Annotated in this window: 31 protein-coding genes; 17 read left to right on the top strand and 14 right to left on the bottom strand. The window is 64.4% G+C overall.

The window, feature by feature from the left end:
- Positions 1–34: 34 nt before the first annotated feature.
- Together msrB and M3N53_06730 are read left to right on the top strand one after the other, a co-directional pair.
- A complete protein-coding gene (gene msrB, locus M3N53_06735; protein ID MDP9068026.1) occupies positions 35–430 on the top strand; it encodes a peptide-methionine (R)-S-oxide reductase MsrB in 396 nt (131 codons plus the stop codon).
- Complete coding sequence (locus tag M3N53_06730; GenBank protein ID MDP9068025.1) at positions 397–729, top strand: hypothetical protein; 333 nt, start codon at positions 397–399, stop codon at positions 727–729. Before msrB ends, M3N53_06730 begins: the two co-directional genes overlap by 34 nt.
- A 14-nt stretch (positions 730–743) precedes the next feature.
- On the opposite strand, the gene M3N53_06725 is transcribed toward M3N53_06730, so the two are convergent.
- On the bottom strand, positions 744–1,007 hold the full coding sequence (locus tag M3N53_06725) for a LuxR C-terminal-related transcriptional regulator (GenBank protein ID MDP9068024.1): 264 nt from the start codon (positions 1,005–1,007) through the stop codon (positions 744–746).
- A gap of 146 nt (positions 1,008–1,153) precedes the next feature.
- On the opposite strand from M3N53_06725, the gene M3N53_06720 reads away from it, so the two are divergent.
- Positions 1,154–2,263, top strand: a complete 1,110-nt coding sequence (locus M3N53_06720; GenBank protein MDP9068023.1) for a sigma-70 family RNA polymerase sigma factor — start codon at positions 1,154–1,156, stop codon at positions 2,261–2,263.
- Here the strand turns inward: M3N53_06720 and M3N53_06715 are convergent, their stop codons facing one another.
- Positions 2,264–2,836, bottom strand: a complete 573-nt coding sequence (locus M3N53_06715) for a hypothetical protein (GenBank protein ID MDP9068022.1) — start codon at positions 2,834–2,836, stop codon at positions 2,264–2,266.
- Between the two features lie 119 nt (positions 2,837–2,955).
- Here M3N53_06715 and M3N53_06710 point away from each other — a divergent pair, with 119 nt between their 5' ends.
- Entirely contained in the window at positions 2,956–3,147 is a 192-nt protein-coding gene (locus M3N53_06710) for a hypothetical protein (GenBank protein ID MDP9068021.1), read from the top strand.
- A gap of 37 nt (positions 3,148–3,184) precedes the next feature.
- Here the strand turns inward: M3N53_06710 and M3N53_06705 are convergent, their stop codons facing one another.
- A complete protein-coding gene (locus M3N53_06705) occupies positions 3,185–4,222 on the bottom strand; it encodes a zinc-binding dehydrogenase (GenBank protein ID MDP9068020.1) in 1,038 nt (345 codons plus the stop codon).
- Positions 4,223–4,503: 281 nt separating this feature from the next.
- Between M3N53_06705 and M3N53_06700 the strand changes: the two genes are divergently transcribed.
- The 5 genes from M3N53_06700 (at position 4,504) to M3N53_06680 (ending at position 8,675) form a co-directional block, all read left to right on the top strand.
- The gene (locus tag M3N53_06700) at positions 4,504–5,097 is read left to right on the top strand and encodes a sigma-70 family RNA polymerase sigma factor (protein ID MDP9068019.1); all 594 of its coding nucleotides are present in this window, start codon (positions 4,504–4,506) and stop codon (positions 5,095–5,097) included.
- Entirely contained in the window at positions 5,094–5,930 is an 837-nt protein-coding gene (locus M3N53_06695) for an anti-sigma factor (GenBank protein MDP9068018.1), read from the top strand. Before M3N53_06700 ends, M3N53_06695 begins: the two co-directional genes overlap by 4 nt.
- 95 nt (positions 5,931–6,025) lie before the next feature.
- Positions 6,026–6,853, top strand: a complete 828-nt coding sequence (locus tag M3N53_06690) for an SDR family oxidoreductase (GenBank protein ID MDP9068017.1) — start codon at positions 6,026–6,028, stop codon at positions 6,851–6,853.
- Positions 6,854–6,910: 57 nt separating this feature from the next.
- On the top strand, positions 6,911–7,171 hold the full coding sequence (locus M3N53_06685) for a hypothetical protein (protein MDP9068016.1): 261 nt from the start codon (positions 6,911–6,913) through the stop codon (positions 7,169–7,171).
- Positions 7,172–7,292: 121 nt separating this feature from the next.
- Positions 7,293–8,675, top strand: a complete 1,383-nt coding sequence (locus tag M3N53_06680; GenBank protein MDP9068015.1) for a hypothetical protein — start codon at positions 7,293–7,295, stop codon at positions 8,673–8,675.
- Positions 8,676–8,719: 44 nt separating this feature from the next.
- On the opposite strand, the gene M3N53_06675 is transcribed toward M3N53_06680, so the two are convergent.
- Together M3N53_06675 and M3N53_06670 are read right to left on the bottom strand one after the other, a co-directional pair.
- Positions 8,720–10,081 (bottom strand): hypothetical protein, encoded by a 1,362-nt coding sequence (locus tag M3N53_06675; GenBank protein ID MDP9068014.1) that lies wholly within the window; start codon positions 10,079–10,081, stop codon positions 8,720–8,722.
- Positions 10,082–10,245: 164 nt separating this feature from the next.
- Positions 10,246–10,701 (bottom strand): response regulator, encoded by a 456-nt coding sequence (locus M3N53_06670; protein MDP9068013.1) that lies wholly within the window; start codon positions 10,699–10,701, stop codon positions 10,246–10,248.
- Positions 10,702–10,920: 219 nt separating this feature from the next.
- On the opposite strand from M3N53_06670, the gene M3N53_06665 reads away from it, so the two are divergent.
- Positions 10,921–11,193 carry a hypothetical protein gene (locus M3N53_06665; protein MDP9068012.1) on the top strand — a complete coding sequence of 91 codons (273 nt, stop codon included), beginning with the start codon at positions 10,921–10,923 and terminating at the stop codon, positions 11,191–11,193.
- Positions 11,194–11,389: 196 nt separating this feature from the next.
- Entirely contained in the window at positions 11,390–12,238 is an 849-nt protein-coding gene (locus tag M3N53_06660; GenBank protein ID MDP9068011.1) for a crotonase/enoyl-CoA hydratase family protein, read from the top strand.
- A gap of 23 nt (positions 12,239–12,261) precedes the next feature.
- Here M3N53_06660 and M3N53_06655 read toward each other — a convergent pair whose 3' ends face one another.
- Positions 12,262–12,891, bottom strand: a complete 630-nt coding sequence (locus M3N53_06655; protein MDP9068010.1) for a hypothetical protein — start codon at positions 12,889–12,891, stop codon at positions 12,262–12,264.
- Positions 12,892–12,976: 85 nt separating this feature from the next.
- On the opposite strand from M3N53_06655, the gene M3N53_06650 reads away from it, so the two are divergent.
- Positions 12,977–13,504 (top strand): hypothetical protein, encoded by a 528-nt coding sequence (locus M3N53_06650; GenBank protein ID MDP9068009.1) that lies wholly within the window; start codon positions 12,977–12,979, stop codon positions 13,502–13,504.
- Positions 13,505–13,574: 70 nt separating this feature from the next.
- On the opposite strand, the gene M3N53_06645 is transcribed toward M3N53_06650, so the two are convergent.
- Both M3N53_06645 and M3N53_06640 read right to left on the bottom strand, forming a co-directional pair.
- Positions 13,575–13,742 (bottom strand): hypothetical protein, encoded by a 168-nt coding sequence (locus M3N53_06645; protein ID MDP9068008.1) that lies wholly within the window; start codon positions 13,740–13,742, stop codon positions 13,575–13,577.
- A 152-nt stretch (positions 13,743–13,894) separates the two neighbouring features.
- On the bottom strand, positions 13,895–15,178 hold the full coding sequence (locus M3N53_06640) for an MFS transporter (GenBank protein MDP9068007.1): 1,284 nt from the start codon (positions 15,176–15,178) through the stop codon (positions 13,895–13,897).
- A 186-nt stretch (positions 15,179–15,364) separates the two neighbouring features.
- Here M3N53_06640 and M3N53_06635 point away from each other — a divergent pair, with 186 nt between their 5' ends.
- On the top strand, positions 15,365–16,366 hold the full coding sequence (locus M3N53_06635; protein ID MDP9068006.1) for an LD-carboxypeptidase: 1,002 nt from the start codon (positions 15,365–15,367) through the stop codon (positions 16,364–16,366).
- 443 nt (positions 16,367–16,809) lie between these two features.
- Here the strand turns inward: M3N53_06635 and M3N53_06630 are convergent, their stop codons facing one another.
- From M3N53_06630 to M3N53_06615, 4 genes are all read right to left on the bottom strand, one after another.
- On the bottom strand, positions 16,810–17,898 hold the full coding sequence (locus M3N53_06630) for a hypothetical protein (GenBank protein ID MDP9068005.1): 1,089 nt from the start codon (positions 17,896–17,898) through the stop codon (positions 16,810–16,812).
- Positions 17,899–18,449: 551 nt separating this feature from the next.
- Positions 18,450–18,791, bottom strand: coding sequence for a hypothetical protein (locus tag M3N53_06625; protein ID MDP9068004.1), 342 nt, complete (start codon positions 18,789–18,791; stop codon positions 18,450–18,452).
- Positions 18,788–19,141, bottom strand: coding sequence for a hypothetical protein (locus tag M3N53_06620; GenBank protein ID MDP9068003.1), 354 nt, complete (start codon positions 19,139–19,141; stop codon positions 18,788–18,790). The genes M3N53_06625 and M3N53_06620 overlap by 4 nt, the downstream gene beginning before the upstream one ends.
- A gap of 416 nt (positions 19,142–19,557) precedes the next feature.
- Positions 19,558–20,094 (bottom strand): hypothetical protein, encoded by a 537-nt coding sequence (locus M3N53_06615; GenBank protein ID MDP9068002.1) that lies wholly within the window; start codon positions 20,092–20,094, stop codon positions 19,558–19,560.
- Positions 20,095–20,237: 143 nt separating this feature from the next.
- Here M3N53_06615 and M3N53_06610 point away from each other — a divergent pair, with 143 nt between their 5' ends.
- The 4 genes from M3N53_06610 to M3N53_06595 all read left to right on the top strand — a co-directional run bounded on the left by M3N53_06610 (position 20,238) and on the right by M3N53_06595 (position 23,051).
- The gene (locus M3N53_06610; protein MDP9068001.1) at positions 20,238–21,017 is read left to right on the top strand and encodes a protein phosphatase 2C domain-containing protein; all 780 of its coding nucleotides are present in this window, start codon (positions 20,238–20,240) and stop codon (positions 21,015–21,017) included.
- Positions 21,018–21,131: 114 nt separating this feature from the next.
- Positions 21,132–22,016 carry an aminoglycoside adenylyltransferase family protein gene (locus M3N53_06605; GenBank protein ID MDP9068000.1) on the top strand — a complete coding sequence of 295 codons (885 nt, stop codon included), beginning with the start codon at positions 21,132–21,134 and terminating at the stop codon, positions 22,014–22,016.
- Between the two features lie 94 nt (positions 22,017–22,110).
- A complete protein-coding gene (locus M3N53_06600; protein MDP9067999.1) occupies positions 22,111–22,641 on the top strand; it encodes a GNAT family N-acetyltransferase in 531 nt (176 codons plus the stop codon).
- Positions 22,638–23,051: a VOC family protein gene (locus M3N53_06595; GenBank protein ID MDP9067998.1), complete on the top strand. Its 414-nt coding sequence runs from the start codon at positions 22,638–22,640 to the stop codon at positions 23,049–23,051. The genes M3N53_06600 and M3N53_06595 overlap by 4 nt, the downstream gene beginning before the upstream one ends.
- Here the strand turns inward: M3N53_06595 and M3N53_06590 are convergent.
- Both M3N53_06590 and M3N53_06585 read right to left on the bottom strand, forming a co-directional pair.
- Entirely contained in the window at positions 23,040–23,747 is a 708-nt protein-coding gene (locus M3N53_06590; GenBank protein ID MDP9067997.1) for a methyltransferase domain-containing protein, read from the bottom strand. The two genes, M3N53_06595 and M3N53_06590, sit on opposite strands and share 12 nt — an antisense overlap.
- Before the next feature lie 134 nt (positions 23,748–23,881).
- The gene (locus M3N53_06585; GenBank protein MDP9067996.1) at positions 23,882–24,691 is read right to left on the bottom strand and encodes an alpha/beta hydrolase; all 810 of its coding nucleotides are present in this window, start codon (positions 24,689–24,691) and stop codon (positions 23,882–23,884) included.
- Positions 24,692–24,722: the final 31 nt, after the last annotated feature.

Here is a 24,722-nt window from a genome sequence, read left to right as displayed (position 1 = left end):
GCTGTGTTAGCTCGACCACATCGAGGAGGCAACCATGAGCACGACCAATACGGATCAAGAGTGGCGGGAGAAGCTGACGCCCCAGCAGTACGCGGTCCTGCGCGGGAAGGGGACGGAGCCGCCGTTCACAGGCAGGTTCGTGAACACCAAGGACGACGGCACCTATCGCTGCGCCGCGTGTGGAACCGAGCTGTTTAGCTCGGACACCAAGTTCGACTCAGGCAGCGGATGGCCCAGCTTCACGGAGCCGAAGAACGTCGAGAACATCGAACTTCACGAGGACCGCAGCCACGGGATGGTGCGCACGGAGGTCACGTGCAAGAACTGCGGTGGTCATCTCGGTCACGTCTTCGATGACGGGCCCGGCCCACAGGGAAAGCGCTTCTGCATCAACTCGTGCGCACTCGATCTCGATACCTCTTCGCGTTAGCCGCGCTGCTGCTCCTCGCAGCATGTTCAGACGGCGGTGAGGCCACCGCGCCCCCGGAGCCGGCGCCGGCGTCTCTCACCGGCCTGATCAGCTCGATCGAACCGGCAGAGGGACCCATCGAGAGCTTCGAGCTCGTGGCTCCAGGCGAGGAGGCGCGACGCATCCTGATCGACCCGGAGCGGGATTACGGCTTCGACCTGCAACACCTCCACGAGCACATGGATGGCGAAGACCCGGTGAAGGTCGCGCTTGAAGAACGCGAGGGCGGACTGTACGCCACCGCGATCGAAGACGTCTAAGCGCTATATCGGCGTCAGGAGGAGACTGGTTCGTTCGGTCCGCCGCGTTCGAGCCAGCCGGATTCTGCCAGCTTGAAGCCCGCCTCGAATCTCGAGCTGGCGCCCAGCTTGTCCATGGCGCTGCGCAGACGCCGTCGCAACGTCCTCCCAGTCAGGCCCAGCTTCTGCGCTACCACCTCGTCGGTGAACCCGCGCGCCATCAACCTCAACAGAGCGACTTCGTCCGGCGTCGGCTCCAAGAGCGACGGTTCCTGTGTGGTCGACGCTGCCAGTGCCACGTCACCTCTTTCTCGATAGCGCTATTACCTTTCCCTCTAGTACGCCGTTTCCGGCCACGCGTAACGCGGTCCCGCAACCAGGCGAAATGTCTTGTTCCGGTACGATTCCCCGCACTGCTCCCCAGGCGTCTTCGCGGAGGCGAGCCATGACGGCTGATCAGCAACGCCAGTTCGAGAACCAGTGGCCGGGCCTCGCGGCACGTCTCAACCACCTTCTGAGGCGCAAGCGCCTATCGCCGTGGTTGATCGAGGACATCGTTCAAGAGACCGGACTCCGGCTGATCCGGATGTGGAAGGACATCGACCAGGCGAGACCTCTGTGGCCGCTGACGGCGACTATCGCGCTCAACCTCTTGCGGGACGAGATGCGAAAGGGCAGCTCGAGCGAGCTCGCGGCGATCGTGCCGGATGCGCCGTCGAGAGAAGACGTCGAACAGCGGGGTCTTGCTCGGCTCGAGCTGCGCGCGATCGGCGGAGCCTTGGCGCGGATGACGACCGCGCAGCGTCAGGTCATCCTCGACGAGGTGACAACTCGGCCATCGGGCATTCCGGACGCGACGGCGACGCGGATGCTTCGCATGCGCGCGCGTCAGCGGTTGCACGACCTGATGGATCAGGTGTCGGTGCTTGGGGTGACCGTCGCCATGCAGCTCCGACGCCTGGTACGGGAGGCAGAGATCTTCATCGGCAGGATGCTTCCGTCGCACCCCGAGGGTGCTTCGACCATGGTGCTGGGGCTCCTCGCAGCGCTATCTATCGGCATCACGGTCGTTCCCCAGAGTCCCAGCGAAGCGAGAGAGCCAGCCGCACGAGCCGGCGCCGGCAACTCCGCCACCTCGGGTGACACCGGAGGCGCCACCGCCTCGAAACGCGCTTCCGTCGAAGCACCAGCTCGCGCCGCGAACGACCGGTTCTGGCGGAGCGGCGACCAGAAGATCGCATCGGAGGGCGCAGCCTCCGGAGACGCGGCCGACGGGTCCGGCGTCTCCAGGGGCGAGATGCCGCGCACCACGGACTACTGGGTCCGCGTCACCGACGACACGTACGTCTACGGCGAGCTGGAGACGGAGGTGGTGGGGGTCGGCGACAAGTCGCACGTCGATGCTGGGCCATCGGGACCAGGATCTGTCGATTGCTCGTTCGCGCCCGGCGGCGCCGGCGCCTCGTGCACCCACAGCGGCGACGGCTGGAGCGAGAGACGCGCCCGCGTGCAGCACCGTGGAGAAGTGCGGGTGGCTGGGGAGCGGCTTTACTAACTAACGCCTCTCCCGCAACTCCGCCGTTGCCTCGAACCGGATCTCGTCTCGGGCGTTCGGCCCGGCGGTTATCACAGAGACGTAGGCGCCTAGAGACAGAGACGCGTGGTCGAGAGCCCGCCGGGGCATCTTCCTGCCGAACAGCCTCCCGGCGGCCCCGGCCATTCGCTCCAGATACGCGTCGGCGAAGGCGGCGCTCGGGTCGACGAATGGATCGACCTGAGGTTCCCGCATGCGGGTCCCCGTCCATCTCATCCGGTGGGGCCCGAAGCGCAGCACTGCATCCGACAGCAGAGGGCCAACGCGTAGGTCACTCGCCTCGAGCACCTGCACCCGCCCCTCGAGCGAGCACGAGGCGAGCCGCTTCCGCTTGGCGCGATGAGTGCGGCATCGGGAACGGTCGACGAACAACCGGGTCCTATCGGGTCCGAGCGGTTTGCTGAGCCGGTAGGCCAGCACGAAATACATGTAGATGCCGCCGTCCTGGCGCACGAGCCAGGCTGCTTCGGCCGCCTCGAAGGTCCCTCGCTGCACCCGAACCGGCCCGGCCTGACCCAAACCCGCGGGGACCACCAGGGAAGCCGCCGTGGCTAGGACGCAGACTAAGTGAATCGCCGCGGCCCGCCTCCACCAACCCATGACGAAGTATTGGCGGTTCAGGGCCCGGCTCCTCCCGCGGCTAGCCTCCCACCATGCCGTCTCGGAGAAGGATCCGCGCCCGGAGCTGTGAGACCAAGAGACGCTACGAGACGTCGTCAGAGGCTGAAGCGACCGCAGCTCATCGCCGCGAGGAAAGCGGCGAGCTGGATCTAGATATCTATCCGTGCCGCTTCTGCAACGGCTGGCACATCGGCCACGTCCAGCCGAAGAAGAAGCCGCTCTAAAGCGGGTGGGGTCCGGCGCGACGCTCTGCCCCTGCGATCACCCCTGCGGACGGACCATTATCCGAACGGGATCTCCGTCCTTCTCCGCAAGCCGCCGGACGCCATCGGCGACGTCGTCCAGAGGGATCACGTCCGAGATAGATGCCGAGAGGTCCAGCCTCCCCCGGGCCAACAACTGCACCAGGGCGTCCAGGTGCCGGCGGTCGTAGCCCAAGTGGCCGAGGACGGAGTGCTTCTGGATCCCGAACAGAAGACTTGGTTCCAGGTGCAAAGACTCGAGCGAGAGCCCCACCATCACCGCGCGCCCCCCGAGCCCGAGCGAAGAGACGCACTGCTGCAGCACCACATTCGCCCCCACGAGATCAAGTGCCAGATCCAGCCCGGTCCCGTCGGTCAGGACCCGGATCTCGCGCGGGACGTCTTGTGAGCCTGGATCAAGAGCGACATCCGCGCCGAGCCTCAGCGCACGGTCGCGCGCGGTTGCGAGCGGATCGACCGCCACGATAAAGCTCGCGCCGCAGAGGCGAGCGATCTGCACGGCGTGAGTCCCCAGCCCGCCGATCCCCCACAGCCCGACCACCTCACCCGGCTTCAGAGCGCCCCTTTCGGTGATCGCCGCGTACGGAGTTGCGACCGCGTCGGCAAGGATCGCCGCCTGCTCGAACGGGATGCCCGCGGGAAGAGGTGTCATAGCGAAGTACGGAACGGTCACGTATTCCGCCCACGCGCCGTCGTAGTGGAATCCCATGATCTGAAAGGCCAGGCAGTCTTCGGCGCGCCCGATGCGGCAGTGGGCGCACGAGCCACACGGTCGCCCGCCGGCCAGCACGGCCCGATCGCCTTCCTTCCACCCCGGCACCAGCTCTCCGACCGCGGCCACCACGCCGGCGGACTCGTGCCCCGGCGTCACCTCAGGTACCACCGGGGGAATGGAGCCGTCCATCAGGTGGACGTCCGAGAGACAGATCCCGCACGCCTCGACCTTGACCAGGACCTCGAGAGGCCCGGGCTCGGGCACCGGGACATCCGTCAGCGCGAGCGCTCGACTGTCGGCGTTGAACCTCGCGGCTCTCACCCGGCCGCTCCGGCCGCCCTGCGCAACGGCTTCTGAACCCTCATCTTCATCGCCTCCTCACCGGTCGGGGGCGAGGTTAGGCGCGATGGCCTCGTTTGGCATCCGATCACCGCACTTAGCGCCCCCACCGCGCCTGGATAGAGCTTGTCGAGTACAGCGAGAAAGAGCGGGAACAGAAGCAGCGACCACCTCTGCAGCGACTGTCGCGTCGCTTCGCCTACGGTTCTAGCCGTCGGACCAGCGGCAAACCGGCCGCGCCTTTTGCCCGTATGTATGTGTAGATGCTGACATCGAACCAGTTGAGGGAGCGCCACAACGTGGAGCACGACGTCGATCTTCATCGGGGCCAACTTCTGGCCGCGATCGCGGGAGGCGACACGGACGCGTTCGGAGAGCTCTATGACATCTTCGAACGACCGGTTTACTCCGTCGCCCTCAGAACGACCAACGACAGGCAACGAGCCGAAGAGGTCGTCCAGGACACCTTCCTGAAGATCTGGAGGAACGCCGCCCGTTTCGACCCGCATAAAGGCATCGCAGGCGCATGGATCTTCACGATCGCCAAGCGTGCCGCCATCGACGCGTCGCGCCGCGAACGTCGGACCCCCGTGCCTTCGGAGTTCTCGCCTGAAGAAGCATCCGTACCGGATGCCACCGACGAACTAGGCGCGAGCTGGGAAGTGAACCTGGCTCTGTCCACCCTTCCGGAGGACCAGAGAAGGGTCATCGACCTCTTCGTGATCGCCGGATTCACACATGCAGAAGTAGCAGATCGACTGGAGATCCCTCTGGGAACCGTCAAGACTCGTATCTACAGCGGTCTGAAGCGGCTCCGTCGCTCCCTGGAAGAGAGATCCGCAGGAGTGGAACGATGAGCTGCAACGACGTCACGATCGACCTGCCGCTCTACGCGAGGAACGACCCAGCCCTCGACACTGCGAAGGTCGAACGGCACCTCGAGACGTGCGGAGCCTGCCGTGAGGAGTTGACGACATTCCGGCAAGCGATCCTTGGCCTGACCTCGTTCGGTACGGGACCGCCCCCCGCTGAGCTCAGGGCTGCGGTTCTTGGATCGGTAGAAGCAGCGCGACTTGCACCGCTTCTGGATCATGCCGTCGAACCGCCACGTCCGGAACTGAAGCGCTCGGTACTGGCCGCCGTCGGTCGGGAACCCCCGGAAGGGACCGGTCGCGCGACCGTGACGACGCTCGAGCCAAGGCGGCAAAAGATCGCTCGCCTACTCGCAGCCGCTGCGATCCTCACCGCGGGCGTGGCCTTGGGATCGGCGATCGAGATCGGCGAGAAGCCCGCCGGTGAAGTCGCCGAAGACAACAAGATCCCACGCGGTCACGAAACCCAAGTGATAGCGCTACAAGGCGCCGGTCCGGCGAGCGCAGTCGTAGACCATTACCGTCATGACAACTTCCGTGTCACGCTTTCGGTGGAAGGCTTTGATCCCACGCCGCCCGGCTCCCACTATGCGGTTTGGGTCATCGGGTCCGCCGGCGAGGTCGCGGTTGGAACCTTCAGGTTGCAAGAACCTGATGACTTTGAGATCCCGTTCGCCGTCGGGGTCAACCCGACCGAATACCCCCGGTTCGCTGTGACGCTCGAGCCGAACGACGGTGATCCGGGGCTCGATGGACCGATCATCAGCGAGGCCGGATTCGACCCCGCCACCGTGCATCACGGCACCTATAACGAGTGATCTCCGGATACTGATCCGCCCGCTCGAGCCGCACCGACACCAGTCTGGCGGTCGCTCCCGCACCAGGCCACAGCGGTCTGCGAGTATCGCCCTCCATGGGACAAGAACCGCAGCCGCTCCGCGGCCAGGTGGGCCTCGTTACGGGCGCTAGTCGTGGGATCGGCCACAGCGTGGCGCTGCGGCTGGCGGAAGCAGGAGCCGGCGTAGCGATCACAGCGCGAACCCAGCAAGCGCTGCAAGAGACGAAGGGCCAGATCGAAGACCTCGGAGGACGCTGTGAGGCGATGCGGGCGGATGTGTCTTCACCCCAGGAGGTCTCCGCAGCGGTAGCCGGTTTCCTCGCGGCGTTCGGACATATCGACGTACTGGTGAACAACGCGGGCCGGGTGATGCCGAAGACGACCCCGCTCGTCGACGTTGACCCTGATGAGTGGTGGAACGTGGTCGAGGTGAACCTGCGGGGGCCGATGCTCATGACTCATGCGGTTCTCCCCAAGATGATCGAGCGTGGTCGTGGGCGCATCTTCAATGTCGGCAGCCTCGTCGGAACACGCCCGCTGCACGGTTTCTCTGCTTACAGCATCTCGAAGGCAGGCCTGATACGGCTGACGGATTCAGTGAACGCCGAGCTTGCCGGCACGGGGTGCTTCGTCTTCGAGCTCAGCCCGGGCCTCGTGAAGACGGCGATGACCGACGAGATCGACATCTTCGATGACGTACCGGAGGACGACTGGACTCCCGTCGAACGCACGGGCGAAGTCATCGTGGAGCTGTGCTCCGGGAGGTACGACGCCCTCGCAGGCCGCTTCATCCACGCCACCGACGACCTAGAGAAGCTGCTCGCGATGATCGAGGCGAGCGACCCCGACGCCAGGCGCCTCCGCTTGTTCCCTGCGGGTCCCAACGATCATCTTCTTGAATAGCCTCTCGATCTTCGCCCGGCTACCGCTACGACTGCTGGAACCGGGTATAGACCCGGGATGAAAGTTCTGCTTCTCATCGTCGTGTTCGCCATCGTGTGCGTCGTGCTGTTCGTGCTCGGCGTCTTCTCGCCCGACAGCTCTCGTCGCATACAGGCCTCCGTGGACCGGGCTGCCAAGAAGGGTGAGGTCAAGGGCGATGACAAGGGGGGTCGTGCCGGTGACATGACCTCAGACGCTCTCGAAAAAGCTCGCTCGGCTGCAGACGCCAGCGCCCGCGCCGGCCGTCGCATCAACGAAAAGGCCACGAGCAAGGAGTGATGTCCAGCGAGCAACTTGTCCTGCGCTCGGTTCGGCCCCTAACCGTGGTTTAGGAGTTGGACGTGCGCGTAGGCATAGGATCGTCGCACGATCGGGCGAAGTGATCTGGGGAGTGCAGGCGATGCGGCAACGTCTCTGTGTTCTGCTCGCGGCGTGTGCGCTTGTTGGCGGCTGCACGACGCGCGGCGCCTCGGTCACCACCGGCGGCCCCAGCGCGACCCGACACGAGTTCGAGGCACCACCGAAGGTCAGTCCTCAGCGCGTGAAACTGAGCCTCGACCCAGAAAAGATCGAGCGCTGCATGCCGAAGGAGCGCGTCGAGATCGCGTCGCTAGCCGGGCAGTACTTCGGCCCCATCGACTTCGTAATGGATCAGGTGGAGACCGTTCGGGAGCTGGACTTCACCGCGCCCAGTGATATCCAGATGGTCGATCGCACCGAGTTCAGCCGCTTAGCGAAACAGACGCAGACCAAGCTCGAGGCCAAAGATCGCGCCATCAACGACTGGCTCCAGTGGAGTCTCGGGTTCCGGCTGCTGGGCACCGACGGCAGCACCAACCCGAAGGGTGACAGCGCCGATCTCGTCGCGGGGTTCTACGTCCCAGCAGAAGACAAGATCGTGCTCGCCGAGGAGGGAAAGCTCGACAGCGAATACGTGATCCTCGCCCACGAGCTCGGTCATGCTGCGGTCGACCAGGTCTTCGGTCTGCCGCACAGCAAGTCGCCGCGCCTAGTGGATGACGAAAGTCTCGCGATGAGCTCGTTGATCGAGGGCGATGCCACACTTGCCGAACTACAGGTGTCGGCGCGATTCGCGAACAAGCGGGCGATCGACAAGACGCTCGAGCGGCTCCTGACGAACGACAAGACCTACAACCTGGAACGCGAGGCGGGCACTCCACACGCGATCATCGAGCGGTTCATCTTTCCGTATCGCTGGGGCCTGTCGTTCGTGTGCAGCGTGTATCTGAAGCAGGGGTGGGACGGAGTGGACCGTGCCTACTCGCGGCCGCCGACCAGCAGCGCAGAGATCATGTTTCCCGATCGCTACCTCGCGAAGGTGCGACCGGAACGGCCGCCCGGATTCCCGAAGCTACCGAAGCCGTGGAAGCTCTATGCCGAAGGAACGATCGGAGCGATGCACCTGAAAGCGATGTTCGAAGCGCCGGCCGACCGCGAGGCTCTGGCTCTCAGCAACCCGCTGGGAAGAGCGGCGGCTTGGGCAGGCGGACGGTACGTGGTCTGGGGGCAGCGGCCGGAGAACATCACAAGCGTTTTCGCGATGTCGCTGATGGAACACAGGCAACATCGCGGCGTGCTGTGCTCTTCGCTGATGGAGTGGCACGAGCAGGCGTACAACTACGCGGAACAAGAGGTAATCGCCGACGGCGCAGTCGCCTACTCGGACCCGACCCGAACCACGGTCGTCACCTGTAGGGGCCGCAACGTGCGTCTAGCGATGGCACCATCTCGCCCCCTCGCAGAGACGCTGGCGCGCCTTTAAGAGGGTCCATCACCGTATTTAGGACTGCTTGAGATGGCGCGGAGCTAGGTCTCGCAGTTCGTGACCTGTTCACCGTTGCGACATGCGTCTTGATCCGCACCGCCGTCGATGACATCGGTCCCGTCTCCGCCATCGATGTCATCGTCACCGGTTCCGCCCGACAACGAGTCATCTCCACCGCGACCATCGATCCGATCGTGGCCGCCGGTCGCGTTGAACCTGTTCGGCCCGTCGTCTCCGATCAGTACGTCGCCGTTCTGATCGTCGAGGTTGCCGTAGGTACTGCTCTCGGTCTCGACATCCTCGACCTCCGCGACCGTCCCGGTTCCCGAACCCGCCTCGTGGTAGCGAAACGCCTCGAAGATGCCCTGAGATAGATCGACATACACCCGCGCGATGTCGACGTCGAAGCGCAAGACGTCGGTGCCAGGCCCACCGACCGCGGCCTTGTCACCCCTGCGTCCGTTCACGATGAGGGCGTCGTCGCCCAGACCGCCGTACAGGGTGGCACCGCCGGACCGGTTCCAGAGCTCGTCGTTGCCCGCGCCACCTCGCAACACATCCATGGGTTCGGCTCCTCCGAACGCGTCGACGATCAGGTCGTCTCCCGATCCACCCAAGAACGTGACGGGACCCGGTCCGTTCGAGCCTCGACTCGGGCTCCACGAGTACAAGACGTCGTTTCCGCCGCCGCCGTTCGCGAAGAAAGGCTCGGTTGAGCTCGTGCTCCCCACGAGTTGGTTCGGATTCTCGTCGCCCGTGAGGGTGATGTCGGCGCGGGTGAAGGCCGTCAGGTTCTCTATCCCGGCAACAAGATCACTCCCAGCGCCGGACGCGACGCCGCGTGCAAGGTCGGCGCGGAACGGCACCTCCTCGCTCGTGAACGAAGCCTGGTCTATGCCACTACCTCCGAACATCCGGTCGTTGCCGGGCGAGAAGGTGATGTGGTCGCGGCCGGCCCCGCCTCGATGGACGTCGTTTCCTGCCTCGGGATAGCCGCCCGCCACCTGGAAGCGGAGACGGTAGGCACTGCCGTTGGTAGACATGCCCTCGCTCCCGACCCAGTCCGTGCCAGCGCCGCCATCCAACACATCGTGACCGTCTTGCCCGGAGATCGTGTCGCCACCGAGGCCCCCTCTGATCTCGTCGGGGCCCTTCCCGCCACAGATGACGTCGCGGCCGCCCTTGCCCGTGATCACGTCACCGCCACCCAGCGCGACGATGACGTCATCGCCGGGCCCACCGTCGAGGCGGTCCGGTCCCGCGGTTCCGACCATCGTTGCGGGCAGCCCCGCGCAAGTCTCCGTGCCTGCTTCGGCAGGCGGGCTGCCGACCATGAGGATCCCCGCGAGGATGACGAGAACGGCTGCGGAACGACTCAGCCGCTGATCCAGTCGCACTGTCATGGCTTCAAAGCTCCAAAGTTGGTTGATGGTGCATAGACGCCCGAAGTCATCCGAACGCTGCATGACGAAGGTGAACGCTTGACTGGATCTACGCATGTCGCTGCTGACGGCCGGTGCCGACAACCTTCGCAACCTTCTCCCGAGTTGGGCAGACCGCGAGATTGTTACGCCGCGCCGCGGGCCTCGGCTCGCTCGCGGATGAGGTTGAGCAACGGCTTGAGGTCGCTCTTATCGAAGGCCGCCGTTGCCCCCGCGTCCCGCATCTCGTGGTGACCCTGAAGATGACCCGATGACGTGAAGGCCACCACCTCGACCTGGGGCCACCGCTCCTTGATCGCGCGGGTGGCCTCGACTCCGTCCATCACCGGCATCTGCCTATCCACCACAACCAGATCGGGCCGCAGGAACTCTGTCTTCTCAACAGCTTCACGCCCGTTCCCGGCTTGACCGACGAGCCGGATCTTAGGCTCCCTCGACAGCGCAACTTCGAACAGGAAGCGGATCTCAGGCATGTCGTCGACGATGAGGACCCGCAAGGTGCCGCGCCGCTCTGGCTGTTCGGGGCGCGGGTCACGGACCACGATGGGCACCCCATAGGCGTAATCCGTCTCGGCAGGCATGCCCGTTCCCGTCGCCGCCTCGTCCGATCGCCACGAACCTATTGTCGGGTTTCGCCGTTTCCGGGCGCAATAGTGCAGGACTCGGTAGGTCGCGCCAGAAGCGCACAGCCCAGGGCGGAGCGGCCACAGCGGGTCGGGCCGTCAACGCCGTGGGCGTGGGGTGATCGGCGACTGCGCTAGGACGAGCTATTCGACTAATCCCGTCTACCCTCCAGCCGCATGAAAGTCATCTTCGTGCTTACGTGCGTCATCGGCGGCGGATTCAGCGGGTATCAAGCCGGTCTCTGGTGGCTACACCGGACGGTTGAGAGTCCTGAGCTCGAATCGGCGGTCTACCCCGGCATAGGGACGATGGTGGGATCCGGACTCGTGGTTGGGTTCTTCTTGCTGTGGCTCAGGTCCTCTATGCATCGGGCGGCAGGACCCGCAGACGAGTTCGCGGCCGATGAAGGAGAACCATCCGAGTCCGATCCACAGCGGCGGAATGACTGAGCGTTCGTCAAGACCGGGCTGCGGCCGCGAAACGTAGCAAGGCAGCGGTCGCTGGAAGGGGTCGTGGCTTCATGGCTGTGGCGCGCACACCTCCGGGCGTGTCGACGTCGAACGAAGTGCAATCGGCGCACATATTCTGGTCGAGGAGGTAGCTAGTACGGTCTCGAACCATGAGTTGTACTCAGGCCGCGCTCCGATGACCGGACTGCCGAGCCTGCGGACGGAGCTGGCAGACGGGGTGTTCTCGATCGTGCTTACGCGCCCGGATGAGTACAACACGATCACCGAGCAGCTACGGGATGACCTACGCGACGCTATCGATGAGGCGGAAGCGGATGCGCAGGCCCGCGTGATCCTCCTTACCGCGGAGGGTCCCGCGTTCTGCGCAGGCTATGGACTCGACTGGTCCACCGAGTATCAGCGTGAACAGGAGAGCGCCGAGCGCACGTGGGACTCGGTCACGGACTTCAAGCTGATGTCCAGCTTCGTCGACGTGTACATGAAGCTCTGGCACGCATCGAAGCCGACGCTCGCCGGGGTGCAGGGATGGTGCATCGCGGGTGGCACCGACATGGTGCTGTGTTCGGACATCATCGTCGCCGGCGAGAGCGCCGTCTTCGGCTACCCGCCCGCGCGCGTATGGGGCGTGCCGACAACACCGATGTGGGTCTATCGGATGGGGTTCGAACGGGCCAAGCGCTACCTCTTCACCGGCGACGAGATCCCGGCCGCCGAGGCCGCCCGGATCGGTCTGATCCTCGAGACGGTTCCCGATGCCGAGCTGCAGGAGCATGTATGGGAACTGGCGCGGCGGATGGCACGTCTCCCACTGTCGCAGCTCGTGATGATGAAGCTATTCTGCAACCAGGTCGCGGACAACATGGGCCTCAACTCGACGAGAACCCTGGGCACACTGTTCGACGGTATCGCCAGGCACACGCAAGAGGGACTGGACTTCGTGCATCGCGCCGAAGAGGTTGGCTACCGCGAGGCTGTACGAGAAAGAGACAACCCCTTCGGCGACTACGGCTCCCGCCCCCGCTAGGGGCTGCTCCCGGCCGCGACTCGCTACCCGCAGGAGGTCGTTCGTTCTCCGTGACGGCAGTCGTCACGGCCACCGCCGCCGTCGATCTCGTCGCGCCCCGACATGCCGTCGAGCAGATCCGGACCGGAGCCGCCGAAGAGTCGATCGTCACCCGCTTGCGTGTAGAACCGGTCTGCTCCCCCACCGGCGCGCACAACGTCGGGACCACCACCTAGCTCGCCCGAATCGTCGCCGCGCCCCGCCACTACCTTGTCCCGGCCCGGCGATTCGCTGTTGAAGAAGTCGTTGTTGTCGCCGCCGTCGAGGAGGTTGCGCCCGGCGTTGTCGTTCAGCGTGTCCCCGCCACCGGCTCCGAACGCCTGATCGTTGCCGTCGCCGCCATACATGGTGTCTTGGCCGGGGCCGCCGCGGAGGACGTCGTTGCCCTCGTCCCCGCAGAGGTAGTCGCCGCCGCCCTTGCCGATGATGACGTCATCGCCCCCGAGCCCGTTGATGATGTCGGTGCGGGTAGTTCCGACGAGGCGGTCATCTCCCGACGTACCGACCTTCGTTGGCTGCCCCTCGCAGCTCGGCCTCCCCGCCATTGAGGTTGCACCGATGGATACGAGGCCGAGAACCAGTAAGAGCACCGAGATCCAGCGCCGCTGCCCCATGCCATCCCCCTTCCATCTTTGCTCCAGCAGCCTAAATCGGTCCAGCTGCGGGAACCTAAGTCTGACCTGTACCGTCGAACGCAGCATGAAACGACCCATGGTGTTGGCGCTGTCGACGCTCATCGCGCTCGGGGGCTGTGGCGATCCCGGCGGCGGCGGCTCCTTCGTCGGGAACAAGCTCGACGAAGCCGCTGAGAGCGAGCTCGCCTCCGACTACGAGTTCGAGCCCTATCCGGGAAGCACCTGGTACGGGCCCAACGACGAAGAGATACCCGATGAGTCGAACGTCATCAATGCCATCACTGGGCCAGACCATTGTGACTGGGAGTCGGGCGTGATCATGCACGTGGGCTGGCCGCTCGGACACAACGCGTCGGACATCTCAGAATCGCGACAGTACGTGCGTGACCCAAAGAAGGTCTTCCCACCAGGAAGCACCATGACGAGCTTCGATGACGATGTTGAGTTGCCGAAGGGGGCGGAGAACACCGGCTACCGGACCGAGTTCATGGAGCTCTGGCTGGATCCGAACGACAACTCCGCGGCCTATCTGGTCTTCTCCGGCCACGTCGAGCGGTGGCCGCGAGCGAGCGAGGTCATCGCTTGCGCCTAGTCACACCCGAAGAAGGTGCGTCCTCGTTGTGGAAGGTGAGCTGATGGGATGGCTGCGCGCCGCTCACCGTTCAGAGCACAGTGTGGTCGCGCTCGAGGAGCTCGCGGATGTCGGACAGCTGCCGCTCGATCGCCCCCATGGAACGCGTCATCGTCCACAACGAGCTAACGACGAAGACGACCAGCGCCAGAGGTATTCCCCACCCCACCAGAACGAGAAGGACCTCTGCGCCGCCCATGGCCGAAGTCTACGTCTGAGTCTTCATCACTCGCCGAAAAGGACGCGAGCGGTCGTGGTGAGCAAGTACCGCCCGGAACTTGTAAGGAGTGCCCTGGCCCGCGTCTCGGCGGGTGGTACGCCACACGTAACGGTAGCGATCATCCAGGCGCTTCAGCGGGCGAGGCCCCGGTTCTTCTCCTGCAGGGTCTCGGCGGTGCGGAGGGTCAAGACGAGACCGATTGCAGATGGGATCGCCGTCACGATGAATGCAGTTCGGAAGCCGAAGCTCTTGCTCGTCGCGCCCGCGATGAGGGGCCCGAAGAAAAAGCCGAGGTCTCCGAAGAACCGGAACGCGCCGATCGCTCGCCCGGATTGTTGTTCGGGTACGACATCTGAGATCATCGCCGCAGGCGGAACGCCCGCGAAGCCTCCCGCGATCGACAACAGCACGAGGAACACCGCGAGCATCCACACCGACGTCGCGAATCCCGTAGCCGCCAGCGAGATCGTTAGCGCGGCCAGAGCAGGAACCAGGACGGCTCTGCGCCCAAAGCGGTCCGCCCACGCCCCCGCAGGAAACAAGATGAGGAACTCCGCCGCTACAGCGAGCGCGAACAGCCCACCGATCCCTGCTGTCGACACGCCTAGCTCGTCCTGAGCGAACAGCGAAAGAAGCGTGTTGAAGACGGAGCCGACCATCCACAGATAGATCAGGTTGAGAACCAGCGCGGTGACGAAGCCGGGCAAACGCATCATCGTGCGGATCGGCCCCTTGCTCGGCAAGGGAGCTTCCTCGTTAGCGAGTCCCTCAGCCCGTGCGGCGTCCAGTGGGACCTCTACCGGCGCCTGCTCGATCGTCGGGATGAAGCGCGGCACATAGAAGGCAGCCGCGAACACCAGGATGCCCGTGTAGATGAACAGTGGCGCCGCCAAACCGAACCGAGCCGCGACCAAACCTCCGACCGCGCCCCCGGCGATCACACCGACGTTGAACGCGCCGTAGAAGAAAGACAGCACGCGCCCGACCCTGTCTTTCGGCGCGACCTTCACGACGTAGCTGAACAGCGCCGCGAACGACACCGCCGACCCTACGCCCGCGATCGCCCACGACATGAGCGCCAGGGCGTAGTTCGGCGCAAGCCCCGTCGCCGTGGCGCACACTGCGAGCAATGCCATCCCCGCGACCGCGGTCCAGCGTTCGCCTTTCCGATCGACGATCGCGCCCCCGATCAGGTCCCCGAAGAGGCGCATGAAGCCGAACGCTCCGATGAAGACGCCTACCCCGTCGTAGCCGACTCCGAACGACCGTACGAATAGGGGCATAACGGGGAACACCACGCCGAGGCCCGCCAGCACGAGGAAGACGAGCCCGATGATGGGTCCGATGTAGCGGTCGGCGAGGATCGCTCGCAGCGTTACGTGCTCGGCAATCGCCCGGTCGGTTGTGAGGGCCATTGCGCCGGAGCCTAGAGGCCGGCGCCATGGTCGGGCCATGACTACGTCTAGCGTTGGCAACCAGGCGAGGGTTCCGCAGGTTCCCGACGGGAGAAGTGATCCTCGACGTAGCGGGTGGCACCTCGACTCGCGGAGCGATACCGATCCCGATAATCGGCCGGTCACGGCACCCCGTACGCTCAACAGATGCCCGATGTCCTCGCGCCTCCACCCCCGCAACCCGGCAGCGCCGTCGCGATCGTCTGCCCGTCGTTTCCGGCAGTTGCAGAGTTCCCTCACCGGGTCGAACGCGGAAGTGCTTTCCTGGAGTCGCTTGGCTTCAAGGTCAAGCTGATGCCGAACGCGTCGTTGAGCACGGGCTGGACCGCTGGAAGCGGTGAACAGCGCGCCGCCGATATCCACTCCGCTTTCGCGGACCCGGAGGTAAGCGTCGTCCTAGCCGCGATCGGAGGCAACCACTCGGCTCAGCTGCTGCAACATCTCGATTACAACTTGATCGCTTCGAATCCGAAGGTCTTCCAGGGTTACTCCGATGTGAGCACGCTCCACTGGGCGATGTTCAAGAACTCACACCTTCAAACGTTCCACGGACCCGCGCTGGCTTCGGAACTGGCCGAATTCCCAAACGTGCTCTCCTACACGGAAAATTGGATGAAGGAGGCGTGGAATGGCGGACCGATGGTTTTCGAACCGGCTGACGAATGGACCGACGAGTTCCTCGACTGGGAACAGAAGAAAGACCTAGAACGGCCTCGCGACCGCAAACCATCTGACGGATGGCAGTGCGTCAGAGAAGGAACCGCCGAGGGGTTCCTGATCGGGGGCTGTCTCGAGACGATCATGTGGCATATCCGGGACACGGATATTTGGACGCAGCCAGAAGGAGCCATCCTGTTTGTTGAGACGTCCGAAGAGGCTCCTTCGCCGGGCCACGTTGACGCCTACATGACCACCCTCGACCGAGGCGGTGTCTTTGACGCGGTCACCGGCCTGATAGTCGGGCGGCCAGCGGCCTACGACGATGAACGAAAGACCGCGATGCTGGAAGTGGTCGCTCGACGCACTGAGCGTGCCGGTATCCCGGTGCTCGCAGACGTTGACATCGGGCACACCGATCCGATGCTCACTCTGCGGATGGGCGCACAGGCACGGCTAGACGCCGGAGCCAGATCGTTTCAGGTCTTATAGCTCTCGCTAAATCCAGGACCGCCCCCAGACACGCGACGCTCCAGGGCACGTATTGCTACTCGTGCGGCGATGGATCCACCATCTTCAGATCCGACGTGCTGTCCAAACCCCGGACTAACCGAGCCCCGCTTCCTCGCGCAGCCGCAGGTCAACAGGAAGACTCAAGTTCCTGCGAACCGGCCCATCCACCGTGGTCTCGTCCGGCCCGGGGGTGCCCACTAGGCGGTCGTTGCCGTCAGTCCCGACTAGCGTGGCGGTCCGGCCGAAGCAGGTCGGAGCCGCCTCTGCGGACGCCGCAGGGAGACCCGCCGCGACGAGCGCCGCTATGAGAACAACGTTTTGGTGATGGCGTCGCATTTGGTCTCCCTTGACCGGCCGATGAATCGGGATGCTCTACCCATACAACGAGACGATCCGGACAAGGTCGCTCGTCGTCGGCCCGGTCAACAGCGTTCGACGTCCTCACCATTGCGGCAGACGTCGTCGCCGGGACCTCCGCGGATCAGGTCGATGCCGTCGCCCCCGTCGATGAGATCATCGGCGGGCCCGCCATACAGGCTGTCGTTGCCGTCTCCTCCATAGATGCGATCGGGACCGCCGGAGTCCGGCTCGTAGTCGCCGGAGGCATAGTCGTCGCCGGCGCCACCACGCAAGACGTCGCCACTTCCGTCCTCGTAGATCCCGTCGCCCGACATCCGATCGTTCCCGCCCTTGGCGATGACGAGGTCGCGGCCGTAGTCGCCCCCGAGATAGTTGTCTCCGCCGTTGCCGATGATCACGTCGTCATGGTCACTGCCTGTGGCGTTCTCCATCGTGTATAGACGGTCTCGACCATCCCCCGTCGCCACGCCCCGCCCCAGGTCCACGCTTACGCCGGACTTCGCCGTGTAGTAAGCCGCTGTGTCGCTCCCCCTGCCACCGATCAGGCGGTCTCTGCCGGGGCCACCCACGAGGTCGTCCTCGCCCCCGTTGCCCATCAGGAGATCGCGGCCGACCCCGCCGAGCAGCCTCTCGGAGTGGCCCGTCGCGCCGGCACTCCTGTTCCCCCGGATGCGATCGTTGCCCCGGCCGCCCAGCATCTCGTCGTTACCGCCGCCCCCACAGATCAGGTCGTCACCACCGCGGCCGAAGATGACGTCGTCGCCACCCTCACCCATGATGACATCGGCCCCGGGCGTTCCTGTGAGGCGGTTGCGCGAGTCGTTGCCGATGATCGTGGGCTCGCGCCCGAAGCAGGTTGGAGCGGCCTGCGCCGGTGACGCCGCGGGAAGCGACATCAGCAATGCCGTGGCGCCCAGGGTCGCCGTTCTGATCGATCTCGACTTGCACATCGCTTTCATCTCCTCGTTCGTTAGAAGCTTCCCCTCATCGCTGTAGACGAACGGCGGCCCCAACCGCTGCTTGTCTCGCTTGCGGTCGAACCGGCGCGACGATTGGCAAGTGGTGAGCCGGATCTTGTACGGATCTGCGGCAGCGGTGTTCGTCGCCGGCGTGTTGGCGTCGTTGTTCGCGAACCCACGGCCATGCCGCATGGACGACGTCCTCACCTCGTGTGGATCTGGTGCTCGATCGAGCTATGTCGTGGGAGCCATATTCCTCGCGCTCCTCTTGCTCTACATCGGCCGGGCGCTGAGCGACGATCGCCGGCGATAGCAGCCGTTGTGCAGCGGGTTATCCGGCGGCCGCCGCAGGGGCCGGGGATCGTTAGATCACACGAGAACCCCGTTGGTAACGTGACGGGGCGCGCCGATCCCGTGAGGTGCTGGTGGACAGGAACGATCCGCATTACTTTCGCCCCGTGTACGGCTGGGGAACCGTAGCGCTCGCGGTCGCCTTCGCCATCGCGTACGCGACCTCCGGAAGACTCTTAGCGTCGCTGCTCGCTGCGGCGGCAGCCGGAATCACTACAGCGGCCTTTTGGTGCAGCCTCTTGACTGTTGGGGAACGCTCGTCGCACCGGCGCAGACACGTCGACGATTCTCGACTCAACTAAGTGCCGTTCTACGCGTGGCCCAATAGGTCGTGCCTCCACGCGCAGCAAGGACAGTCACCGCGATGACGGAAAGCAGCAACAGTGGGTCGTTCACTCGCAGCCGCCGGGCTTCTTCTCCGTGGGTTCGTATTCGACCTCGGTGCCACCTGATGAGGTGTAGATGACGGTGTCGTCGTCGACGCGACGGACGCTCCCCTCGTCGAAGTAGTCATCGGAGGAGAACCCGTCGGGCGCGCTGAACGTAGCGCGCAGCTCGGGATCGACTGGCAGCCAGTTGTCGCCCTCGTATCTCATCGGGAAAGACAGCCCGCAGTGCGTCAGGAGCCGATGGCGCTCCTCGCCGGGAGCGAGGTCGTCACTGCAGCCAGTGGCGAGCAGCGACAGAAGCAGGAAGACAGCGAGAGCGAGCACCGAGCGATGCAAAGAGATCACCCCTCGATCATCGGCTCGCACACGGGATTCAGATCGGATAGTGGAGGGGCGCCGCCGGGGAGCTCCGCTGTCCACACCGTCTCCTCGTCCGGGATCATCTCGAGCGACCCGCTGCTCGCGAGAGGCTTGAGGTCGTCTGGATCCCCGGGACCGTAAAGCTCACATGAGCCCTGGCCCTCGCGAGACCCGACCACTGAGGCCGTGACCGCCACACATCGCTGCTGCGCGCAGTCACCGCCGAACACTCTTATCTCCGTTACGCTCGTCGACTCGAAGGCCGGATCGGCTTCGGATCCGCTGCACGCCAGCAGGAGAGACAAGAAGGTCGCCATGAAGACGGTCTTTCGCATCCGACGGGGCTTCTTTAGCTAGTCGACCTGCGAGGGTTCCGGTACCGCCTCTGCACCCGCTCGCGGGCTGGGACGCGGATTACGCGGCTCGCGGTCACCTGATGGGTCGCCGCCGTCCCACCCTCGAGGCGGTCCGAAACCAAAGGCGCGTCTACGGATGCGTCTCGCGACGCTCCAGCAGCCGAGGGCGGCGAGAAGCATCACAAGCAGCACAGCCAGTGGTTCCACGCTCCCAAACGTACGCCTAGCTGCTTAGGAGGGCCAGGGCCGGTCCGAGAGTGGCCGTGGAGAAGCGGGATTCAGCAGCGAGACCCGCACCGGTGGCCGGCCGCGCACCGCAGCCTCCGCCCCCGCCATCAGGACGGCTCCTCATTCCTGATGCGAGAAACTGCCGCGCACACCAGGCGCGAAATGGTCTACCGCGTCAAGACGTGGAAGTTCCAAGCGGCGTACTGACTCCCCAGATCCAGTGGACTGCCGCTGCACCCGTCCTCATCCGCCCAATAGGCGCCGACACCGAGGTAGAGGTGCCCCGGTGCAGAAGGAGCAAGCACCACGACCTCCCACGCCGTAATGCCGCCGCCCGTTATGTGTGGACGCAGCGCCCAAGGAAGAGGCGTGGGCTGACCCGCGGCTTGTCCATCGTCGTTCACGCGCGGCCAGCTCTGCGCCTCGACCTCGCGCGGCATCGCGGGCTTGTGCAAGCGCACGACGATCTCATCCCTACTGGTCCTTCTGATCGGCTTGCCGAACTTCGAGAAACCCGTCGCGAACGAGATATCGCAGTAGCCGGGCTCGCTGGAGGTCGACCAGCCGTCGGCGTGGTAACGGTGCCCTTCTTGGACCTTCCCGGCGACATGAAGCGTCGCTCGCGGCGGCCGATGATCGTCTGCTCGAGCCGCAGACGCGACCAGCACAACCAACACGGACAAGAGCAGGACGAGCCGCTTCATAGCTAACGGATTCGACGACTCCGCCGGGTTTTCCTATCGGAGAGTGAGAGCTACCACGGCGTGTTCGGCGCGCAACAGCGCCTAGGCTGAGAGGCTGATTAACCCGCCGTACTGGGGGAAGCTCGTCGAGACGGAGGGATGGCATGTACACCAGCCTGCGCTTTGCCGTACAGAGCGAAATCGGCCTGCGCTCGAACAACGAGGACGCCGCTTACGCGGGACCGCGGCTCCTTGCGTTGGCCGACGGCATGGGAGGCCATGCCGCGGGCGAGGTCGCGGCCTCCTTGGCAATCAAGGAGCTCCTCCCACTCGATGAGGGGCGGCCATCCCGCGACATGCTCGGCGACCTGCGTAGGGCCTTCCGTCGGGCAAACGCCGCCATCGCCGATCGCGCCGCTAGCGATCCTGAGACCTCGGGCATGGGAACCACTCTCACCGCGCTCTTGTTCGCCGGACGACGGGTCGCGCTCGCACACATCGGGGACTCCCGCGCCTACCTCCTGCGAAACGGCTCTTTGCACCAGGTCACCCGCGACGACACGCTGGTTCAGTCGCTCGTCGACGAAGGTCGCGTCAGACCTGAGGAAGCTGCGAGTCATCCCCAACGCAACATGGTGCTGAAGGTCCTCACCGGCCAGGAAACCGAACCGTTCTTCGAGGTCCGCGAGACCGATCCCGGCGACCGTTACCTCATCTGCTCCGATGGCCTATCGGACTACGTGACATCGGAGGAGATCGTGGCCATCCTGGAGATGCCCGACCCCCAACGACGACCTCAGGAACTCATTCGGTTGGCATTGCGCCATGGAAGCCAGGACAACATCACCTGTGTCGTAGGAGACGTCGTTCGGGGGCCGTCCGGTTACAACATCGCGATGCTCACTGGGGCTCCGGGTAGCACAGCCTCCGTGCTATCGACTTAGAAAATCGATCACGAACACCGGCAGGTGCTGGCGGAGGTGGTCGAGGAGACTCTCGACCCAGAACTGGTCTACGAGGTTCGCCTCTAGACGCCTTGAACGAGAGCCTCGGGTTGCGTGGAGGAGTTCGCGGCCGACCTTTGCGTCAGCAGGAACGCCGATCTCGGGTGCAGCAATGCCGACAGGAGGCAGGTAGAGCAGGTGGCCGATCGCGACACGCACAAGATCGTCGATATCCCAGGAGAGGAACGGGTCCAGCTGGATGGGGTGATGCGCGCCCTGCACGACGTCTTGGGAGAGGCACTAGTGGGCGCTTATCTCTTCGGGTCCGCCGTTAGCGGTGGTCTCAAGCCGCGCAGCGACCTTGACCTAATGGTGGTGGCTCAGAGATGCACAAGAAAGGACGAGAGAGAGGCTCTCATTCACCAACTCCTTGACCTCTCCGGGAAGCCTCGTCACCTCGAAGTGACGATCCTCGTCGAGGAGGAGATAAAGCCATGGCGATACCCCCCTCGTATGGACTTCCAATACGGAGACTGGTGGCGCGACGAGTTCGAGACCGGCGACCTTGAACCATGGCAAGAGGTCAACCCAGACCTCGCTAGCCTCATCAAAATGGTCCTGGTTGCGGACGCGTCCCTCGAGGGACCACCTCCGGGTGAGGTATTCGACCCCGTGCCCCAGCAGGACTTGGTCGCCGCGACCGTGGATGCGATCGACCCTTTGCTACAAGACATCGATGATGACGCCCACAACGTGGTTCTGACACTCGCCAGGATGTGGAGCAGCATTAGTACGGGCGAGATCCATTCCAAAGATGCTGCCGCGGACTGGGCGCTACCTCGACTGCCCGCGCAACACCGACGGGTTCTCATCGAGGCTAGGGCGATCTACGTCGGCGAGGCCAAGGAGGAGTTCAAGGACTTCGTTCCCCGAGCGCGTCCATATGCCGAGCACGTTGTCGCAGAGATACAGGAGCTCTCACGCCGTAAAGCCTGTTGATCTTCGGCCGCAGCGACTGGTGTCTCAAGGAACGACCGATCTCGGCGCGCGGCAGCGACCGGACAGGTCGAACCGTCGCGAGAATGGGAGCATCATGAGCACCGTCTTGCGAACCGCCCGAGTGCTGTTGCGCGAGTTCACGTCGGCTGACCTCGAGGTGCTCGCCGCAATGATGGCGGATCAGGACCAGATGAGGCTATATCCCCGGCCGCGGACAAAAGAGGAAACGACGGCCTGGCTCGATCGCACCGTGGCCCTTTATCGGAAGCACGGCTTCGGGTTCTGGCTCATGGAGTCCGTCGAAGGCGCTGAGTTCCTCGGTTACTGCGGTATCAGACCGCGGTGGGTTGATGCAGTTGAAGAAGTTGAGATGGGCTGGCACACAGTGAAGCACTTCTGGAATCAGGGGATTGCTACGCACGCCGCTGCCGCCTGTCGCGACCTCGCATTCACCCGGCTCGATATCCCTCGACTGGTTGCGCTTATCGACCCAGACAACCCTGCTTCCATAAGAGTCGCGGCCAAGATCGGCATGCAACTGGAAAAGGAGGCTGTGGTAGACGACTGGCCCTGCCTCGTGTACTCCGCGGAACGACACCTCCCGGGGGAAGGTTTGAGGAGATGACGGAGCAGCATGGGCACCTGCATCACGTAGAGCTCTACGTTTCCGACTTGCGTAAGTCACTCGCATTCTGGAGATGGCTCCTGGGCGAGCTTGGTTATCAGCTCTTGGATGAATGGGACGACGGCGAGAGCTGGAAACTCGAACAGACCTACATCGTCTTCGTCCAAGTCGGAGACGATTTCACGGAGCCCCGCTACGACCGACGCAGGGTCGGCCTGAACCACATCGCATTCCACGTCGCCTCCCCTGCGGACGTCGATCGCCTGGCGACCGAAGTGACGAAACGTGGCTCGCGCGTCCTTTACGGAGATCGTTATCCCTCCGAGGATCACTACGCGGTCTACTTCGAAGATCCCGATGGAATCAAGATCGAACTCGTTGCACCGAAGAACGGACCCTTACCCGCCTGAGGCGTTCGTCGCGATCAGCAAGCCGCGACCCATCAGGCCATCGGGGTCGTAGTCAACCCGCAGTCCTTCGTCAGATAGCAGCGCCGCATACTCCGCTTGTGTCCATAGCGCCGGCTGGAGCGGCTCCGAAACATGCCGCACCCCGTCACTCCTCACCAGCAGATATTGGATATCGAGCATGGCGAGTCGGTCCTGCCGCCGCGCCACGGATCCGATGAGCACGTGCCCATCAGAAGTGTCATACGTCTCTACGTCCATTCGGCCGTTCTCGAAGTCCTCCTCGCGTACCCACGGCTCGATGATCAGGAGGCCGCCCGGAGCGAGGTGACGCATCATGTTGCGCACGGCGTTGCGGGCCTCGTCGATCACCTGGAGAAGAGCGATGCTCCCGAAGAGGCAGGTCACCACGTCGAATCGTCGATCGAGCTCGAAAGATCGCATGTCCGCCTCGTGCAGAGGAACGTGACGCAGGCGCTGTCTGGCGATCGCAAGCATTTCGGGGCTGAGGTCGACGCCCTCCACCTCGAAGGTTCCGCTCAGCAACTCGAGGTGCCGGCCCGTCCCACATGCCACGTCCAGCAGGCTCTTGGCGTCAGGGGTTCGCTTGGCTATCTCGGCAAGGAGCCGCTTCGACTCAGCTTCGTAGTCCTTCCACCCATAGATCGCATCGTAGAAAGCGGCTGACTCGTCGTACACAAGGAAAGACTATCGACGCCGCGGCAATGGACGCTGGGGCAGTACGGCTCCCCGTCATGCCGTTCTAGCCGCCGAACTCGCCGCAGGAGCTCGTCGCGAGAGACGACCGCACCCATACGCGGGACGCTAATCGGTTAGACCAGGCCACGTAGGAACGTAGATACACCCTTTCGCCATTCGTCGGGCCGGTCGAGGTGAACATCGTGCCCCGCTCCAGGTATCTCCACGAGTTGCGCTTGCGATAGTCGCTCCTCCATCGCACGCGCATCCTCCACTGACAATGAACCTGTCTCGCCCCTCACGACAAGGGCCGGGCATCGGATGCGATCCCACTCACTCCAGTGATCGTGGCGAACGACCTTCTCCAGCATCGTCACGAGGACGTCGACGTCGAAACGCGGCCACAGCCCGTCGTCACGCTCTTCCAGGCCTGCCGCCCACGCGGTCGCCGCTACAGACGGTCCACCGAAGAATCTGATCGCGGCCTCGCGACTGCGGAACGGCGTGGGCCAGCTGCTCAGCTTCTCCTTTACCTCAGCCGCAAGAGTCATGGCGGCCTGTTCATCCATGGCAGTGGGACTTGCCTCCACCACCACGAGAGCTTGTACAAGATCTGGTTCCGCGGCAGCAACGAGGATCGAGATGAGCCCGCCTAACGATTGGCCGCCGAGGATGACGGGGCAGCCGATGTGTTCGGTCGTCGCGACCACATCTTCGACGAGGGCCGCTGTCGATACATCGCTAGGTCTGCGCTCGCTGCGACCATGCCCCCGTATGTCCAGAGCGAAGACATGATGCTCCGCAGCCAGCCATGAAGAAGTGTCGCTCCATTCTTCAGCGTGCCCCGCGAGACCATGAAGCAGGAGCACGGGCGTCCCCCGACCGCCGAAGTCCGCGAGGGCTAGACGAACGCTGCCCCGATCAAGATATGACCATTGAGGCATCACCTCGGGCCAGTCACGGACGTGTCAGGCA

The organism is Actinomycetota bacterium (genome assembly GCA_030776625.1).
Taxonomy (GTDB): Bacteria; Actinomycetota; CADDZG01; order CADDZG01; family WHSQ01; genus MB1-2.
The sequence above is the reverse complement of the archived record's forward strand: the minus strand, read 5'-3'. Positions and strand labels throughout refer to the sequence as shown.

Bases quoted from the DNA above. Each gene is read 5' to 3' on its own strand.
- M3N53_06650 (MDP9068009.1), top strand. From the start codon at position 12,977: ATGAAACGACCCATGGTGTTGGCGCTGTCGACGCTCATCGCGCTCGGG.
- M3N53_06615 (MDP9068002.1), bottom strand. From the start codon at position 20,094: ATGAAGCGGCTCGTCCTGCTCTTGTCCGTGTTGGTTGTGCTGGTCGCG.
- M3N53_06635 (MDP9068006.1), top strand. From the start codon at position 15,365: ATGCCCGATGTCCTCGCGCCTCCACCCCCGCAACCCGGCAGCGCCGTC.
- M3N53_06600 (MDP9067999.1), top strand. From the start codon at position 22,111: ATGAGCACCGTCTTGCGAACCGCCCGAGTGCTGTTGCGCGAGTTCACG.
- M3N53_06630 (MDP9068005.1), bottom strand. From the start codon at position 17,898: ATGCGGCATGGCCGTGGGTTCGCGAACAACGACGCCAACACGCCGGCG.
- M3N53_06700 (MDP9068019.1), top strand. From the start codon at position 4,504: ATGCTGACATCGAACCAGTTGAGGGAGCGCCACAACGTGGAGCACGAC.
- M3N53_06685 (MDP9068016.1), top strand. From the start codon at position 6,911: ATGAAAGTTCTGCTTCTCATCGTCGTGTTCGCCATCGTGTGCGTCGTG.
- M3N53_06595 (MDP9067998.1), top strand. From the start codon at position 22,638: ATGACGGAGCAGCATGGGCACCTGCATCACGTAGAGCTCTACGTTTCC.
- M3N53_06690 (MDP9068017.1), top strand. From the start codon at position 6,026: ATGGGACAAGAACCGCAGCCGCTCCGCGGCCAGGTGGGCCTCGTTACG.
- M3N53_06670 (MDP9068013.1), bottom strand. From the start codon at position 10,701: ATGCCTGCCGAGACGGATTACGCCTATGGGGTGCCCATCGTGGTCCGT.
- M3N53_06620 (MDP9068003.1), bottom strand. From the start codon at position 19,141: ATGCGAAAGACCGTCTTCATGGCGACCTTCTTGTCTCTCCTGCTGGCG.
- M3N53_06710 (MDP9068021.1), top strand. From the start codon at position 2,956: ATGCCGTCTCGGAGAAGGATCCGCGCCCGGAGCTGTGAGACCAAGAGA.
- M3N53_06610 (MDP9068001.1), top strand. From the start codon at position 20,238: ATGTACACCAGCCTGCGCTTTGCCGTACAGAGCGAAATCGGCCTGCGC.
- M3N53_06645 (MDP9068008.1), bottom strand. From the start codon at position 13,742: ATGGGCGGCGCAGAGGTCCTTCTCGTTCTGGTGGGGTGGGGAATACCT.
- M3N53_06665 (MDP9068012.1), top strand. From the start codon at position 10,921: ATGAAAGTCATCTTCGTGCTTACGTGCGTCATCGGCGGCGGATTCAGC.
- M3N53_06655 (MDP9068010.1), bottom strand. From the start codon at position 12,891: ATGGGGCAGCGGCGCTGGATCTCGGTGCTCTTACTGGTTCTCGGCCTC.
- M3N53_06640 (MDP9068007.1), bottom strand. From the start codon at position 15,178: ATGGCCCTCACAACCGACCGGGCGATTGCCGAGCACGTAACGCTGCGA.
- M3N53_06680 (MDP9068015.1), top strand. From the start codon at position 7,293: ATGCGGCAACGTCTCTGTGTTCTGCTCGCGGCGTGTGCGCTTGTTGGC.
- M3N53_06660 (MDP9068011.1), top strand. From the start codon at position 11,390: ATGACCGGACTGCCGAGCCTGCGGACGGAGCTGGCAGACGGGGTGTTC.
- msrB (MDP9068026.1), top strand. From the start codon at position 35: ATGAGCACGACCAATACGGATCAAGAGTGGCGGGAGAAGCTGACGCCC.
- M3N53_06585 (MDP9067996.1), bottom strand. From the start codon at position 24,691: ATGCCTCAATGGTCATATCTTGATCGGGGCAGCGTTCGTCTAGCCCTC.
- M3N53_06720 (MDP9068023.1), top strand. From the start codon at position 1,154: ATGACGGCTGATCAGCAACGCCAGTTCGAGAACCAGTGGCCGGGCCTC.
- M3N53_06695 (MDP9068018.1), top strand. From the start codon at position 5,094: ATGAGCTGCAACGACGTCACGATCGACCTGCCGCTCTACGCGAGGAAC.
- M3N53_06675 (MDP9068014.1), bottom strand. From the start codon at position 10,081: ATGACAGTGCGACTGGATCAGCGGCTGAGTCGTTCCGCAGCCGTTCTC.